The sequence below is a fragment of the Xanthomonas chitinilytica genome (genome assembly GCF_026107455.2).
Classification (GTDB): Bacteria; Pseudomonadota; Gammaproteobacteria; order Xanthomonadales; family Xanthomonadaceae; genus Stenotrophomonas; species Stenotrophomonas chitinilytica.
In genome coordinates this window covers 358,457-373,343 of record NZ_JAPCHY010000001.1, presented here as the reverse complement: position 1 = coordinate 373,343, position 14,887 = coordinate 358,457, and the positions used below count along the sequence as shown (strand labels likewise).

The window sequence follows — 14,887 nt, the reverse complement described above, 5'->3', positions numbered from 1 at the left end:
CTTCGGCGCTGTGCTCGATGATGTCGTCGCTCGTCGCTCCCGCGAAGGCGGGAGCCCAGCGACGTGCACGGCGGCCGACCGGCGCTTTGCCCGGTCGTGGCGCGTCTCCCGCCCGCGCGGGGACGACGGCTGGGGCGGCACCCGCAGCAAACTGCGCGGGCACATGGCGGCAGGTTCGCCTTCGCTGCCAATGACGGGAGCCTGCCGCGCGGGGCGGTTTCATCTCCGCTCACGCGGCCTGCGCGATGATGCGGCCCGGCTATTGCCGCTCTCCTTCCGCTCCGCCAGACTGTATCCATGACCCGATTCCTGTTTGCCCTCGTCATTGCCGCGAGCCTTGCCGGCTGCGGCTTCCACCTGCGCAACACGTTGACGCTGCCGGCCGATACGCCCGCGGTGAAGGTGCAGTCGTCCGTGCGCTACAGCGAACTGGTGAAGCTGCTCGAGCGCGGCCTGCGCGCGTCCGGTGCGGAAGTGGCCGACGACACCGCGGTCGAGGGCGCGGCGCGGCTGCAGATCCGCTCCGAGCGCTGGGGCGACCTGCCGATCGCGATCGATGCCCGCGGCCGCGCGCAGGAGTACAGCCTGCGCTACGCAACGGTGTTCGTGTTCTACCGCGGCGACGGCAGCGTGCTGGTGCCGGAACAGGTGATCGAGCTGTCGCGCGACTACATCTCGCAGCCCACCGACGTCACCGGCACCACCACCGAGCGCGAGATCCTGGCCGACGAACTGCGCCGCGACATGTCCGCCTCGATCCTGCGCCGCATCGACAGCGTGATCCGCGCCGAACTGGAGCGGGCGCCGGAGGCGACGGAACCGGCAGAGTCGACGGAACCGACGGAACCAGGGGAGCCGACCGAGCCAGTGGAGCCGACCGAACCGACCCAGCCGGTGGACCAGGGTGCCTGAGTCGTTGCCCGGCCGGCATCGCGCCGGTCGCACCGGTTAGGCTGTCGCCATGGAACTGCGCCCCGAACAGCTCTGCACGCAGCCGGCGACGCAGCCGCTGTCCCCGGTCTACCTGATCGCCGGTCCCGAGACCCTGCGCGTGCTCGAAGCCGCCGACGCGGTGCGCGCCCGCGCGCGCGCCGAGGGCATCGGCGAGCGCGAGGTGTTCGATGCCGACGGCCGCGATTTCGACTGGGGCCGGCTCGACTCCAGCTTCAATGCGCCCAGCCTGTTCAGCGCCCGGCGCCTGGTCGAGCTGCGGCTGCCCAGCGGCAAGCCCGGCAAGGAGGGCGCCGAAGTCATCGGCACTTTCTGCGCGCAGCCGCCAACCGACGTGGTGCTGCTGATCACGGCGGGTGAATGGAGCAAGTCGCACCAGGGCAAATGGGCCGACGCGGTGGCGCGCACGGGCGTGCTGTCGGTGGCCTGGGCGATCAAGCCGCACGAACTGCCGGACTGGATCGAGCGCCGCCTGCGCAGCAAGGGGCTGCGCGCCGAGCCGGCTGCGGTGCAGCGGCTGGCCGAACGGGTGGAAGGCAACCTGCTCGCCGCCGCCCAGGAGATCGACAAGCTGGCGCTGCTGGCCGAAGGGCAGACGCTGGACGTGGCGACGATGGAATCGCTGGTGGCCGACGCCGCCCGCTACGACGTGTTCCGCCTGTCCGAAGCCGCGTTCTCCGGACAGCCGGTGGCGGTGATGCGGATGCTGGCCGGATTGCGTGCCGAGGGCGAGGCGGTGGCGGCGTTGATGCCGATCCTGATCCGCGAGCTGCTGCTGACCGCCGGGCTGGCGCGGGTGCAGGCCAAGGGCGGCAACCTGGCCGCGGAAATGAAGGGCAAGGGCATCTGGGAAGCGCGGCAGGCGCCGTTCAAGCGCGCCCTGCAGCGCCATCCCGATCCGCGCCGCTGGGAGCGTTTCGTCGCCGAAGCCTCGCAGGTCGACCGCATGGCCAAGGGCCGCGCCGAGGGCGATCCGTGGCTGGCGCTGGAGCGGCTGCTGGTGGCGCTGGCGGAGAACCGCGCGCTGCGCCTGCTGGCCCGCGGCAGCCGCTGACATGGCGGCGGCCCGGCCGGCGGATGTCCCTGTCTTTCCAGGGCCCCGCGCATGACGCCTTCCCCGTTGCGGCTCTACTACGGCGGCACCTTCGACCCGGTCCATGGCGGACACCTGGCCATCGCCCGCTGCGCGCGCGACGAGCTGCAGGTGCCGGTGCGGATGATGCCGGCCGCCGATCCGCCGCACCGCGCTCCGCCCGGTGCCGACGCCGGGCAGCGGGTGCGGATGCTGGAACTGGCGATCGCCGGCGAGCCGGGCCTGCTGCTCGATCTGCGCGAACTGCAGCGGGCGGCGCGACAGCCCGGGGTCCCGTCGTGGACCGTGGACACCCTGCGCGAGCTGCGCGCCGAGACCGGCCCGGAGCAGCCGCTGGCCTTGCTGGTAGGGGCCGACAGCCTGCTGGGGTTGCCGGGCTGGCACCAGTGGCAGGCGCTGTTCGGGCTCGCCCATTTCGTCGTGGCCGACCGCCCCGGCAGCGCCCTGGACGGCGACCTGCCGCCAGCGTTGGCCGCGCATCTGCGCGGCGCCTGGGTGGCGCAGCCGCAGGAGCTGATGGATTCCCCCGCAGGCAAGGTCTGGCGGCTGCGGCAACCGTTGCGCGGCGAGTCCGCTACCGACGTGCGGCGGCGGATCGCCGCCGGCGGCGACTGGCGGGCGCTGGTGCCGGTCGCGGTGGCGGATTACATCGCCGCCGCCGGCCTGTACGGCTGCCCGCCGCAATCGTGAACGCGGGCGGCGCCCGGGTTCTTTATAATCGCCCCACATTCCCCGAGTTTTCCCCCTTGACCACCGAAGCCCAAGTCATCAAGACCCAACTCCCCAGCCCGCCGCCGTCCGTCCCGGACCTGCTCGCCGCCGTCCGCGGCGCGGTGGAGGAACTGAAAGCCAAGGATCTTTCCGAGATCGACGTGCGCGGCAAGTCCAGCGTCGCCGACTACATGGTGGTCGTGTCGGGCACCTCCAGCCGCCACGTCAAGTCGATCGCCGATGAAGTGGTCAAGTTCGCCAAGAACCTGGGCGTGATGCCGCTGGGCGTGGAAGGCGAGCGCGAGGCCGAGTGGGTGCTGGTGGACCTGGGCGACGTGATCGTCCACGTCATGCTGCCGCGCGTGCGCGAGTTCTACGCGCTGGAGCGGCTGTGGACGGTGGGCGACCAGCCGCCGGCCGACCCGGCCGACGAGGACACGCTCGCCGGCTGAGCCCGGCAACCGATGTCGCGATGACGGCGCCGCAGGGCGCCGTCGCCGTTTGCAGCACCGCCAGCCACAGGGAGGCGCGGAACATGAAGGCCAGACTGATCGCCACCGGCGAGCGCGCCCCGTCCTGGGTGGCGCAGGGGTTCGCCGAATACCAGAAGCGGCTGTCGCACTGGCTGCCGCTGGAACTGGTGGAGATCGAGCCCGGGCTGCGCGGCAAGGGCCGCGACCCGCGCCGGGCGATCGAGGACGAGGGCCGCCGGGTGTTGGCGGCGCTGCCGAAGAACGGCTACGTGGTGGCGCTGGACGTGCCCGGCCGCCAGCTCAGTTCCGAACAGCTGGCGCAGCGGCTGGAGCATTGGCGCGCGCAGGGGCGCGACCTGGCGTTCCTGATCGGCGGGCCGGAGGGACATGCGCCGGAAGTGTCGGCGGCGGCCGACGAGAAATGGTCGATCGGCCCGCTGACCCTGCCGCACATGCTGGTGCGGCTGGTGGTGGCCGAGCAGCTCTACCGGGCCGCGGCGATGCTGGCCAACCATCCCTATCATCGCGCCTGAGCATTCCCGGGCTGTCCGAAAAGCTCGCGACTCACGTCGCTCCTACATGGGGGCAGGAGCGTTGTAGGAGCGACGTGAGTCGCGACCGAGTCCGCTGACGGGGCCAAACAAAAAAAAACCAGGACGCGATGTCACGCGTCCTGGCCCTGCCATGCGGCAGGCTCAGCGCTGCAGCGAGAAATCGATCGGGATCAGGCCATAGGCCTGCACCGGCCGGCCGCCGTCCACCGCCGGCTGGAATTTCCATTGGCGCAGCACCTGGGTGCGGGCGGCCTGGTCGAGCACGCGGTGGCCGCTGCTGCGTTCGACCTCCACCTTCAGCGGCGAGCCGTCGGTGTCCACCAGTACCTTCAACACCACCGTGCCTTCCAGGCCGGCGCGCAGGGCGTCGCGCGGATAGGCCGGCGCCGGCGAGCGCAGGTAGCGCAGCTGCACGCCCGCGACCGGCTGCGCCGGTGCGATCGACGGTGAACCGGTCTCCGTGGTCGGCAGCGTGGATGGCACGGAGAGCTCCGGAACGACGGCCTCGGTGGAGAACACCGGCAGCGGCGGCGTCTCGATCTGCACCGGAGCCAGCGCCGGCGCCGGCGTGGGCGGGCTGACCTGCCGGGTCACCGGCACCTCTTCCGGCTTAGGCGGCGGAGGCGTGACCGGCATGATCTCCGGAATCACCCAGCGGAACGTCTCGCGCGGTTGCTCGAGCCGGATCGGCGCCTGCGACAGCGGCACCAGCAGCAGCCCCAGCGCCAGCAGGTGCAGGGCGATGGCGGCGCTCAGCGCCAGGATGCGGGAGACGTCGAAGCGTGCGGGCCAAGCGTGGGACTGCGTGCGAACCATGATCCACCTCCATGACAGATGTGCGGTAACAGCAACGTTCCAGCGCGACGGACGGGGTCGACGGCATTCCGGCCGTGCCCGTCCAGTGCGCCAGCAAACATGGCAGGCGGCAAGGGGCGATGGAGTTTCCAGTCAGCTGCGGGAAAGCAAGACGGCGCCCGTGGGCGCCGTCCTGGACAACTGTCGGCGGCGGTCAGCGGCCGAGTTCGAACACCACTTCCAGGTTCACCGACACGGTGGTTTCGCCGGGCGAGACCGGGGTCGACTCGGCCCGGTCCATCTTCGCCATGGCCATCATCGGCATCGGCCGGAAGCCGCCGCCGCTGCTTTCGGAGATGCTGACGATGCGCCGCACCCGCACCCCGAGCGACTTGGCGTAGGTCTCGGCGCGCGCCTGGGCCTTCTTCAGCGCCGCCAGCCGGGCCTCGTCGTAGACCGGCTCGGGCTGGTCGATCTCGAAGCTCGGCCCGTGGATCTGGTTGGCGCCCTGCGCGGCCAGCGCGTCCAGCACCTTGCCCAGCCTGGCGATGTCGCGGACCTTCAGGCTGACCGTGTTGCTGGCCTGGTAGCCGGTGATCTTCGGCGCCTCGTTGTCGGCGTAGCGGTACTGCGGGCTCAGGTTGATGCCGCTGGTCTGGACGTCGCGCTCGGCGATGCCGGCGGCCTTGATCGCGGCCAGCACCCGGGTCATCTGCTCGGCGTTCTGGCGCATGGCGGCGTTGCCGTCGGCGGCCTGGGTGACCACGCCGGCCGAGAGCGTGGCGATGTCCGGCACCCGCGTGGCCTCGGCCTGGGCGGACACGTTCAGGAGCGTGCCGTCGCTGGGCACGGCGTAGGCGGCAGGGGCGGGCTGGGCGTTTGCGGTCATCGTGGTTCCCAGGGCGAGCGAGAGGGAGAGCAGCATCAGGGACAGCGGGTGGTGGCGCATGGGGTCCTCCTTGTGAGGGGTGAGAGTGTTGCCGGAGCGATGAACGCGTGGTGAGCCCGGTCAGGGTTCGCGATATCCGCGTGCCTTTGCCGATCATTCAGTCAGCCGCCGCGGGTTATCCTTCCGCGATGCTCTATCTTGCCTCCCGCTCCCCCCGCAGAAACGAATTGCTGACGCGCCTGGGCGTGCCGTTCCGCACCCTGGACCTGCAGGTGCCCGAAGTGCGCGGCAGCGGCGAAGCGGCTGCAGCCTATGTGCAACGCGTGGCCGCGGACAAGGCCCGCGCCGGGCTGGCGCGGGTCGGCGACGACGCCGACGCGGTGGTGCTGGGCTCGGACACCGAAGTGGTGCTGGGCGACCGGGTGTTCGGCAAGCCGGTCGACGCCGCCGATGCGGTGGCGATGCTGCAGGCCCTGTCCGGCCGCACCCACCGGGTCGTCACCGTGGTGGCGCTGGCCGGGCATGGTCGCCTGTGCTCGGTCACGGTGGAGTCGGAGGTGACCTTCGCGACGATGACGGCCGGCGAGATCGCCGCCTACGTCGCCAGCGGCGAGCCGATGGACAAGGCCGGCGCCTACGCCATCCAGGGCGGCGCCGAGCGCTACATCCGCCACCTGTCCGGCAGCTACTCCGGGGTGATGGGCCTGCCGCTGCAGCAGACCGCGCAGCTGCTGCGCGAATTCATGGCCGCGGACGGGGAAACAGCGGGACATCCGCCGGCAACGGCCGCAATGCGCATGGGGGAATGAGCGTCATGTCCGAAGAGATACTGGTCAACGTCACCCCGCGCGAGACCCGGGTGGCGGTGATCGAGAACGGGATGCTGCAGGAGCTGCACATCGAGCGCGGCTGGCGCCGCGGCGTGGTCGGAAACATCTACAAGGGCCGGGTGCAGCGGGTGATGCCCGGGATGCAGGCGGCCTTCGTCGAGGTCGGGCTGGAGCGCGCCGCGTTCCTGCACGCCAACGACGTGGTGCGGCCGGCGCCGGTGGCCAGCGACGACACCGACGACGCCACCCTGGCGCTGCCGTCGGCGGTGCCGATCGTGGAGCTGCTGCGCGACGGCCAGGACATCGTGGTGCAGGTGGTCAAGGACCCGATCGGCAGCAAGGGCGCGCGCCTGACCACCCAGATCAGCATTCCCTCGCGCTACCTGGTGCTGCTGCCGCAGTCGCGGGTGATCGGGGTGTCGGCGCGGATCGAGGACGAGGCCGAGCGCCTGCGGCTGAAGACCCTGGTGGCCGACCTGGCCGCCAGCCATGGCGGCTTCGGCTACATCATCCGCACCAATGCCGAGGGCCAGCCGCCGGAAGCCATCGCCGAGGACATCGCCTACCTGTCGCGGGTATGGAACGTGGTGGAGCGGCGCGGCCGCGAGGCGGCGTCGTGCAGCATCATCTACGAGGACCTGAGCCTGCCGCTGCGCTCGGTGCGCGACCTGATCCGCAAGGACGTGGACAAGGTGAAGGTGGACTCGAAGGAGACCTTCGGCCAGCTGCAGGCGTTCGTCGCCAAGTACATGCCGGTGCTGGCCGACAAGCTGGAGCTGTATGCCGGCGACCGCCCGATCTTCGACATGTACGGGGTGGAGGACGAGATCGGCCGTGCGCTGGACAAGCAGGTGCCGCTCAAGTCCGGCGGCTACCTGGTGATCGACCAGACCGAGGCGATGACCACGATCGACGTCAACACCGGCTCGTTCCTCGGCCAGCGCAATCTGGAAGAGACCGTGTTCCGCACCAACCTGGAGGCGGCGCAGGCGGTGGCGCGGCAGCTGCGGCTGCGCAACCTGGGCGGGATCATCATCATCGACTTCATCGACATGGACGATGCCGAGCACCGCCGCCAGGTGCTGCGCACGCTGGAGAAGGCGCTGGCGCGCGACCATGCCAAGACCACGGTGTACGAGTTCTCGCCGCTGGGGCTGGTGGAGATGACCCGCAAGCGCACCGTGGAAAGCCTGGAGCGGCAGCTGTCCGAGCAATGCCCGGAATGCGGCGGCCGCGGCAGCATCAAGACCGCCGAGACCGTGACCTACGAGATCTTCCGCGAGATCACCCGCGCGGTGCGCCAGTTCGACGCGGCGCGGCTGCTGGTGATCGCCTCGACCAAGGTGGTGGCGCGGATCACCGACGAGGAATCGGCGGCGGTGGCCGAGCTGGAGGAATTCCTCGGCAAGAGCATCCGTTTCCAGGCCGACGACCAGTACCTGCAGGAACAGTTCGATGTGGTCCTGCTTTGACCTTGCCGGGCGCCCGACCGCGGGCGTCCGTCGGGAACGCGGCGTGGCCTGATGCGCACGCCGCCGCGCCGCCGCCTGCGACTGCTCCGACGCTACGCGCTGTATGCGCTGGCGATCGTGCTGGTGTGCGTGGCGTTGCTGGTGGGCGCGATCAGCCAGCTGCTGCCGCTGGCCGAGCAGCATCCTGACAAGGTCGCGGCCTGGCTGAGCGCGCGCGCCGGCCAGCCGGTCAGCTTCGATGATGTGGATACCGCCTGGACCCGGCGCGGGCCGCTGCTGCGGCTGGAGGGGCTGCGCATCGGTGCCGGCGACGGCGTGCGCATCGGCCAGGCCGAGGTGCTGGTGTCGCTGTATTCGGGACTGTTCCCGGGCTGGTCGTTCACCGAACTGCGGCTGCGCGGCCTGTCGCTGACCCTGCAGCGCGACGATGACGGACGCTGGTCGGTGCGCGGCCTGCCCACCACCGGCACCGGCGGCGATCCGCTCGATACCCTGCGCAACCTGGGCGAGCTGCAGGTGATCGGCGGCCGGCTGCGGGTGGAAGCGCCTTCGCTGGGCATCCAGACCGAGGTGCCGCGGATCGACCTGCGGCTGCGGGTCGACGGCCAGCGCCTGCGGGCCGGGGCCAGGGGCTGGATCGATGCCGGGGCGCCGCCGCTGGTGGCGGTGCTGGATTTCGAACGCCAGCGCGGCGATGGCCATGCCTGGGTGGCGGCCGAACCGGCCGACCTGGCCGCGTGGTCGCAACTGCTGCATTTCGCCGGTGTGCGGGTGCAGGGCGGCAAGGGCAGCCTGCGCAGCTGGGTGCAGCTGCACGACCACCGGGTGGTGGAAGTGACCACCGAGGCCGACCTGCGGCAGCTGCAGCTGTCCGGGGCGGCGTTGCCCGACGACGGGGCGGTGCCGGCGGCGGATTTCGACACCCTGCAACTGCGCGCCCGCTGGCGCCATTCCGCCGAAGGCTGGCGGCTGGATGCGCCGCGGCTGCGGATCGGCGGCACCGGCGAAGTGCAGCGGCTGGACGGCCTGCTGCTGGCCGGCGGCGAACGCTTCGCGCTGGTCGGTGAACAGCTGGACCTCACGCCGCTGCTGCGCATCGCCGCGCTGAGCGAACGGCTGCAGCCGGAGCTGCGGCAATGGCTGTACCGGGCCGGGCCGCAACTGCGGTTCTCGCAGGTGCAGGTCGGCGGCCTGCGCGGGGGCACCCTGCGCGGCAGCGGCGAGCTGGAGGAAGTGGCCTTCGCCACCGTCGGCGACGTGCCGGGCGTGGAGGGACTGCGCGGCCATTTCGAAGGCGACGGCGAGGGCGTGGAACTGACGCTGCAGCCCGACAGCACCCTGCATTTCGACTGGCCCAGCGGTTTCGGCGAGGTCCACGACGTGCGCCTGGCCGGACGCATCGTGGGCTGGCGCGAGGGCACGGACTGGCGCGTGGCGACGCCGGCGATGCGGGTGCAGGGCACCGACTACGCCGCCGACGTCCGCGGCGGGCTGCGTTTCCAGGGCGACGGCACGCGGCCGTGGATGGAGCTGGCCGCGGACCTGGACGACGTGCCGATGACCGTGGCCAAGCGGTTCTGGGTCCGTTCGCAGATGAGCCAGGAGGCGATCGACTGGCTCGATGCGGCGCTGGTCGACGGCCATGTCCGCAACGGCCGTGGCCTGGTCACCGGCGACCTGGACGACTGGCCGTTCGACCAGAACAACGGCCGCTTCGAGGCCAGCGGGCAGATCGACCGCGGCGCGATCCGCTTCCAGCACGACTGGCCGCTGATGCGGCAGGTGGACGCCGACATCGCCTTCATCGGCAACGGCTTCCAGATCCACGGCAAGGGCGAACTGGCCGGCGTGCCGGTCAACCGTTTCGAGGCCGGCATCGCCGATTTCGGGCAGTCGCGGCTGCAGGTGAAGGCGACCAGCCAGGGCGACGCCGCGCAGTTGCTGGCGATGCTGCGGCAAAGCCCGTTGCAGAAGACCTATGCGGAAACGCTCGACAATCTCCAGGTCTCCGGGCCGGCGCGGGTGGCGTTCGACCTGCTGCAGCCGCTGCACGAGGAGGACGGTGCCGGCAGGCTGGGCGGCGAGGTGGAGCTGCGCGGCGCGCGCCTGGCCGACAAGCGCTGGGACCTGCAGTTCGACGACGTGCATGGCAAGGCCCGCTACAGCGATGGCGGGTTCGAGGCGCCGGCGCTGGCGGTGCGGATGGACGAGCGCGAAGGCGTGCTGGAATTGCGTGCCGGTAGCCATGTCGCCGATCCGCGGAATGTCTTCGAGGCACAGCTGGCTGCGGCACTGGATGCCACCCGGCTGCTGGAGCGGGCTCCGGAGCTGGCCTGGCTCAAGCCGCAGGTGCGCGGCACCTCGCGCTGGACGGTGGGCGTCGAGATTCCCCAGGCGGCGGATGGCGGCAAGGTCGAACCGCCGACGTCGCTGCGCCTGCAGTCGGACCTGGTCGGCACCCGCCTGCAGCTGCCGGCGCCGCTGGACAAGCCGGCCAGCGAACCGCTGCCGACCACCGTGGCGGCGTCGCTGCCGCTGGGCAGCGGCCGGGTCGATGTCGCCTTCGGTCGGCTGCTGGCGCTGGCGGCGCGCAGCCAGGACGGAAAGACCGGGGTGCAGGTGACGATGGGCTCCAACCGGGTGGAGCGCGAGCCGCCGGCCGAAGGGCTGGTGGTGACCGGACGTACCGGTTCGCTCGACGCGCTGGAGTGGATCGGCCTGGCGCGTGGGCAGGAGGGCGATGCCGAAACCGGCGGCGACACCCTGCCATTGCGGCACGTGGACGTGCAGGCCGGTCGCCTGTTGCTGGCCGGCGGCGTGTTCGCCGATACCCGCCTGCAACTGCGGCCCGGCGCCGACGCGGTCGCGGTGCAGCTGGACGGGCCGGCGCTGGCCGGCAGTCTCAGCGTGCCCGAGGCCGAGGGCGGCACCATCGTCGGCAAGCTGGCGCGGGTGCACTGGCAGATGCAGCCGGCTGCCGCGGTCGCCGCCGATGCCGATGCCGATACGGATGCCGCGACGCCGGTCGTCGCCATCGCCGATCCGGCCAAGGTGCCGCCGCTGGCGCTGGATATCGACGACCTGCAGTTCGGCAACGCCAGGCTCGGCCAGGCCAGCCTGCGCACGCGGCCGCTGGCCGACGGCCTGCGGGTGGAGCAGTTGCAGCTGCGCGCGCCGCGCCAGGCCATCGACGTGCAGGGCGAGTGGCGGGGCAGCGGTGCCGATGCGCATACCCGGCTCAGCGCCCGGGTCGACAGCGACGACCTGGGAGCGCTGATGCAGAACCTGGACTACGGCGGGCAGTTGCGCGGCGGCCAGGGCCGGTTCCAGTTCGATGCCGGCTGGCCCGGCGGGCCGGCCGCGTTCCAGCTGGCGGCACTGGACGGAACACTGGCGGTGCAGGCCCGCAACGGCCAGTTGCTGGAGCTCGAGCCCGGCGCCGGCCGCGTGCTGGGCCTGCTCAGCGTCGCCCAGCTGCCGCGCCGGCTGATGCTGGATTTCCGCGACTTCTTCTCCAAGGGCTTCGCCTTCAACCAGGTCGAGGGCCAGGTGGCGTTCGGCCAGGGCATGGCCAGGACCGAACGGGTGGCGATCGAGGGGCCGGCGGCGGACATCGTGATCCGCGGCCAGGCCGACCTGCGCGCCCAGCAGTTCGACCAGACCATCGACGTCAACCCGCGCTCGGGCAACCTGCTCACGGTGGTGGGCGCGGTGGCCGGCGGACCGGTCGGCGCCGCCGTGGGCGCCGCGGCCAACGCGGTGCTGTCCAAGCCGCTCGGCGAGATCGGTGCCAAGACCTACCGCGTCACCGGACCGTGGAAGGAACCGAAGGTGGAGGTGATCGAGCGCGAGTCGCCGCGCCCGGCTCCAATTCCGGTCCCGGCCGCCGGCAACGACGCCGATACCCTCTGAAACCCGCGCGGCCGCTTGCGATCGGCGGCCGTGTCCCCACCTCATGACCATGACCGATACCGCCCTCACGCTTGCCGAATCCCGCCTGCTGCTGCCCGCCGGCCTGGATGCCACCGCCCTGGAACGTACCTTCGGCACCCTGCTGGGGCCGGGCATCGACTTCGGCGACCTGTATTTCCAGCATTCCCGGCGCGAGAGCTGGAGCGTGGAGGACGGCATCGTCAAGGACGGCGCCCATTCCATCGAGCAGGGCGTGGGCGTGCGCGCCATCGCCGGCGAGAAGACCGGCTTCGCCTATTCCGACGACATCCACCCCGATGCGCTGCGGATCGCCGCGCAGTCGGCGCGGGCCATCTCGCGCGATGGCGGCGCGCAGGGCGCGCGCTCGCTGGTGCGCGGCAACGGCCGTGCGCTGTACCCGGCCCTCGATCCGGTGGACGGCCTGGGCAACGAACTCAAGGTGGGCGTGCTCAAGCGCCTGGACCGCTACCTGCGTGCCGCCGACCCGCGCGTGCAGCAGGTGATGGTGAGCCTGTCCGGCGGCGTGGACACGGTGCTGATCGCGCGCAGCGACGGCGTACTGGCCGCCGACGTGCGGCCGCTGGTGCGGCTGAACGTGCAGGTGATCGTCGAGCAGGACGGACGCCGCGAATCCGGCTATGCCGGCGGCGGCGGCCGCTACGGCTACGAGGAACTGTTCGCGGGCGGCCGCCCCGAGGCGCTCGCGAGCGAGGCGCTGCGGCAGGCGCTGGTCAACCTGGAGGCGGTGCCGGCGCCGGCCGGGGTGATGCCGGTGGTGCTGGGGCCGGGCTGGCCGGGCGTGCTGCTGCACGAGGCCGTGGGCCATGGCCTGGAGGGCGATTTCAACCGCAAGGGCACCAGCGTCTACGCCGGCCGCATCGGCGAGCGGGTGGCCTCCCCGGGCGTGACCATCGTCGACGACGGCACCCTGGATGGCCGTCGCGGTTCGCTCAACATCGACGACGAGGGCACGCCGACGCAGTGCACCACGCTGATCGAGGACGGCATCCTGGTCGGCTACATGCAGGACACGCTCAACGCGCGGCTGATGGGCGTGGCGCCGACCGGCAACGGCCGCCGCGAGTCGTTCGCGCACCTGACCATGCCGCGCATGACCAACACCTACATGCGTGCCGGCGACCACGATCCGCAGGAGATGATCCGCTCGGTGAAGAAGGGCCTGTACGCGGTCAACTTCGGCGGCGGCCAGGTCGACATCACCAGCGGCAAGTACGTGTTCTCGGCCACCGAGGCCTACCTGATCGAGGACGGCAGGGTCACCGCGCCGGTGAAGGGCGCCACCCTGATCGGCAACGGCCCGGAAACCATGCAGAAGGTGCGCATGGTCGGCAACGACCTGGCGCTGGACGAGGGCGTGGGCATCTGCGGCAAGGACGGGCAGAGCGTGCCGGTCGGCGTGGGCCAGCCGTCGCTGCTGATCGACGGGCTTACCGTGGGCGGCACGCAGGCGTAGTCGCGGGGCTTGTCCCGCATGGCGATCCAGCGACAGGCAGGCGGACGGTATGCCCGCGGGTTCAGTCGTCGCCTGCCGCCAGCGTGGCCAGTTCGCGGGCCAGCCGTTCGCGCAGCGCCGAGCCCTGCAACCGTGGCAACTGTGCCAGCGGCAGCTCGCGGCCGATCCGGCGCGCGACTTCCAGGCCGATCAGGTAGCCACCGCGCGCCGGCCACGCTCCGGTGGCGCCGGCGCTGAAGAAACGCAGCGCATCGGCTTCACGGGTGGAATCCAGCGCGGCGAGGATCGCCGCAGCCAGCTCGCGGCGCGTGGCGGCGTCGGCCTCGGCCAGGCGGGCGTCGTCGAGCAGCACGTGCAGCAGCGCCGCGTCGGGATTGAGTCGTTCGCTCACGTAGGTCGCCACGCCTTCGGTCCACAGCATGGCGTACACCGGTGGGGTCGGGTCCAGCATCACTTCCGGCGCCACCTGGGATTGATAGAGGTGGAAGGATTCGTGGTCCAGGAACACGGCCAGATCCGGCGAGGCGCCGTGGTAGCGCACCAGGCCATCGGCACCGATGAACAGCGGCAACTGCTCGCCGCCGGGTTCGAGGTGGCCGTCGAAGGCGAACAGCGCCGGCAGCAGATAGATCGGCGCGTGGGTGCGGTCGAAATCCGGGAAGGCGTCGGCGAAGCGCGTGGCGTGCGCCGCGTAAACGGCGGGAAAGTCGCCGACGATCCGCCGCACGTCGGCGGCCATCGCGTCGAAGTCGGGCAGCCAGCGGGCGATGCGCTCGGCGCGCGGCTTCAGGCCGGCGGCGGCGTAGATGGCATGGTGCGGCGCGAAGAAGCTGTCCTGCAGCGCCTGCACTCGATCGGCCGCGCCTTCAGCCCGGGCGTAGGCCTCCCAGAAGTCGGGCATCAGGTCGACGTAGCCGGCCTCCCGCGGCTGGCTGCCGCTGGCGGCGCGGGCCACCGGCAGGCGCAGGGCGGCACCGGCGAGGGCGGCCAGCAGGAAGGATCGTCGTGTGGGCATGCTTTCTCCAGGCTGCGGGGAGCGGGAATGGCGATATGCCGTCATGCGCCGGCGACGGGCCGCAGGGACGCGGCGTGTGCCGGATCAATCGCGCCCGTCGTCTTCGCCGGCGTCGTCGAGGTCGTCGGGCGTGCCGGTGTCTTCCCCATCCCGACCCTCGGTGGCCGCGGACTGTGCCGGCATCAGCAGCTCGCGCAACACCTGGTAGATCTCGCGGAACGCGCGCGGCGGCTTGTTCTTCGCCTTTTCCGCCAGTGCGTTGCGCACCAGCGTGCGCAGCTGCTGGCGGTCGGCGCCGGGATATTCGTCCAGCAGCTCGGCCAGCGCCACGTCGCCCTCGGCCAGCAGCCGCTCGCGCCAATGCTCGATGCGATGCATCAGCGCCACCGCGCGCCTGGAGGTTTCGCTGTTGGCTTCCAGCGCGTCGCGGATGGCTTCCAGCACGGCATCGTCCTCGCGCCGCATCTGCTTGGCCAGGAACGCCAGCTGGCGCTTGCGCGCGCCGTGCGAGGTGATGCGCTTGCTGTACTCGATGTGCTCCAGCAGCTCTTCGGGAATCGGCAGGCGTGCCAGCTGCGCGGCGGTCAGCTCCACCAGCTTCTCGCCCAGCGCCAGCACTTCCAGCGCCTCGCGCCGGTTCTGGCTGCGGCTCTCGCTCAAAAATTCGCCGGTTTCCTCGTCGTGTCCGCGCATTGCC

At 71.5% G+C, this 14,887-nt stretch carries 13 protein-coding genes; 9 read left to right on the top strand and 4 right to left on the bottom strand.

Features of this window, described 5'->3' with window-relative positions; all coding sequences use genetic code 11:
- Positions 1 to 297: 297 nt before the first annotated feature.
- The 5 genes from OK345_RS01655 to rlmH all read left to right on the top strand — a co-directional run bounded on the left by OK345_RS01655 (position 298) and on the right by rlmH (position 3,761).
- Complete coding sequence (locus tag OK345_RS01655) at positions 298 to 912, top strand: LPS-assembly lipoprotein LptE (protein ID WP_265126155.1); 615 nt, start codon at positions 298 to 300, stop codon at positions 910 to 912.
- A gap of 49 nt (positions 913 to 961) precedes the next feature.
- Positions 962 to 2,005 (top strand): DNA polymerase III subunit delta, encoded by a 1,044-nt coding sequence (holA, locus tag OK345_RS01650; protein ID WP_265126154.1) that lies wholly within the window; start codon positions 962 to 964, stop codon positions 2,003 to 2,005.
- Positions 2,006 to 2,056: 51 nt separating this feature from the next.
- Positions 2,057 to 2,734, top strand: a complete 678-nt coding sequence (gene nadD / locus OK345_RS01645; RefSeq protein ID WP_265126153.1) for a nicotinate-nucleotide adenylyltransferase — start codon at positions 2,057 to 2,059, stop codon at positions 2,732 to 2,734.
- Positions 2,735 to 2,790: 56 nt separating this feature from the next.
- The gene (gene rsfS / locus OK345_RS01640) at positions 2,791 to 3,207 is read left to right on the top strand and encodes a ribosome silencing factor (RefSeq protein ID WP_265126152.1); all 417 of its coding nucleotides are present in this window, start codon (positions 2,791 to 2,793) and stop codon (positions 3,205 to 3,207) included.
- A gap of 83 nt (positions 3,208 to 3,290) precedes the next feature.
- The gene (rlmH, locus tag OK345_RS01635; protein ID WP_265126151.1) at positions 3,291 to 3,761 is read left to right on the top strand and encodes a 23S rRNA (pseudouridine(1915)-N(3))-methyltransferase RlmH; all 471 of its coding nucleotides are present in this window, start codon (positions 3,291 to 3,293) and stop codon (positions 3,759 to 3,761) included.
- Positions 3,762 to 3,923: 162 nt separating this feature from the next.
- Here rlmH and OK345_RS01630 read toward each other — a convergent pair whose 3' ends face one another.
- Together OK345_RS01630 and OK345_RS01625 are read right to left on the bottom strand one after the other, a co-directional pair.
- Complete coding sequence (locus OK345_RS01630; RefSeq protein ID WP_265126251.1) at positions 3,924 to 4,601, bottom strand: energy transducer TonB; 678 nt, start codon at positions 4,599 to 4,601, stop codon at positions 3,924 to 3,926.
- Positions 4,602 to 4,791: 190 nt separating this feature from the next.
- Positions 4,792 to 5,526, bottom strand: a complete 735-nt coding sequence (locus OK345_RS01625; RefSeq protein WP_265126150.1) for an SIMPL domain-containing protein — start codon at positions 5,524 to 5,526, stop codon at positions 4,792 to 4,794.
- 128 nt (positions 5,527 to 5,654) lie between these two features.
- Here OK345_RS01625 and OK345_RS01620 point away from each other — a divergent pair, with 128 nt between their 5' ends.
- The 4 genes from OK345_RS01620 to tldD are packed head-to-tail and all read left to right on the top strand — an operon-like array spanning position 5,655 to position 13,175.
- Positions 5,655 to 6,275 (top strand): Maf family nucleotide pyrophosphatase, encoded by a 621-nt coding sequence (locus OK345_RS01620; RefSeq protein WP_265126149.1) that lies wholly within the window; start codon positions 5,655 to 5,657, stop codon positions 6,273 to 6,275.
- Between the two features lie 5 nt (positions 6,276 to 6,280).
- Positions 6,281 to 7,768 carry a ribonuclease G gene (rng, locus tag OK345_RS01615; protein WP_265126148.1) on the top strand — a complete coding sequence of 496 codons (1,488 nt, stop codon included), beginning with the start codon at positions 6,281 to 6,283 and terminating at the stop codon, positions 7,766 to 7,768.
- A gap of 51 nt (positions 7,769 to 7,819) precedes the next feature.
- Positions 7,820 to 11,680, top strand: coding sequence for a YhdP family protein (locus OK345_RS01610; protein WP_265126147.1), 3,861 nt, complete (start codon positions 7,820 to 7,822; stop codon positions 11,678 to 11,680).
- A 49-nt stretch (positions 11,681 to 11,729) separates the two neighbouring features.
- Positions 11,730 to 13,175 carry a metalloprotease TldD gene (gene tldD, locus OK345_RS01605; protein ID WP_265126146.1) on the top strand — a complete coding sequence of 482 codons (1,446 nt, stop codon included), beginning with the start codon at positions 11,730 to 11,732 and terminating at the stop codon, positions 13,173 to 13,175.
- A 61-nt stretch (positions 13,176 to 13,236) separates the two neighbouring features.
- Here the strand turns inward: tldD and OK345_RS01600 are convergent, their stop codons facing one another.
- A complete protein-coding gene (locus tag OK345_RS01600; RefSeq protein WP_265126145.1) occupies positions 13,237 to 14,190 on the bottom strand; it encodes a hypothetical protein in 954 nt (317 codons plus the stop codon).
- Between the two features lie 84 nt (positions 14,191 to 14,274).
- On the bottom strand, positions 14,275 to 14,883 hold the full coding sequence (gene yjgA, locus OK345_RS01595; protein WP_265126144.1) for a ribosome biogenesis factor YjgA: 609 nt from the start codon (positions 14,881 to 14,883) through the stop codon (positions 14,275 to 14,277).
- Between the last annotated feature and the right edge of the window lie 4 nt (positions 14,884 to 14,887).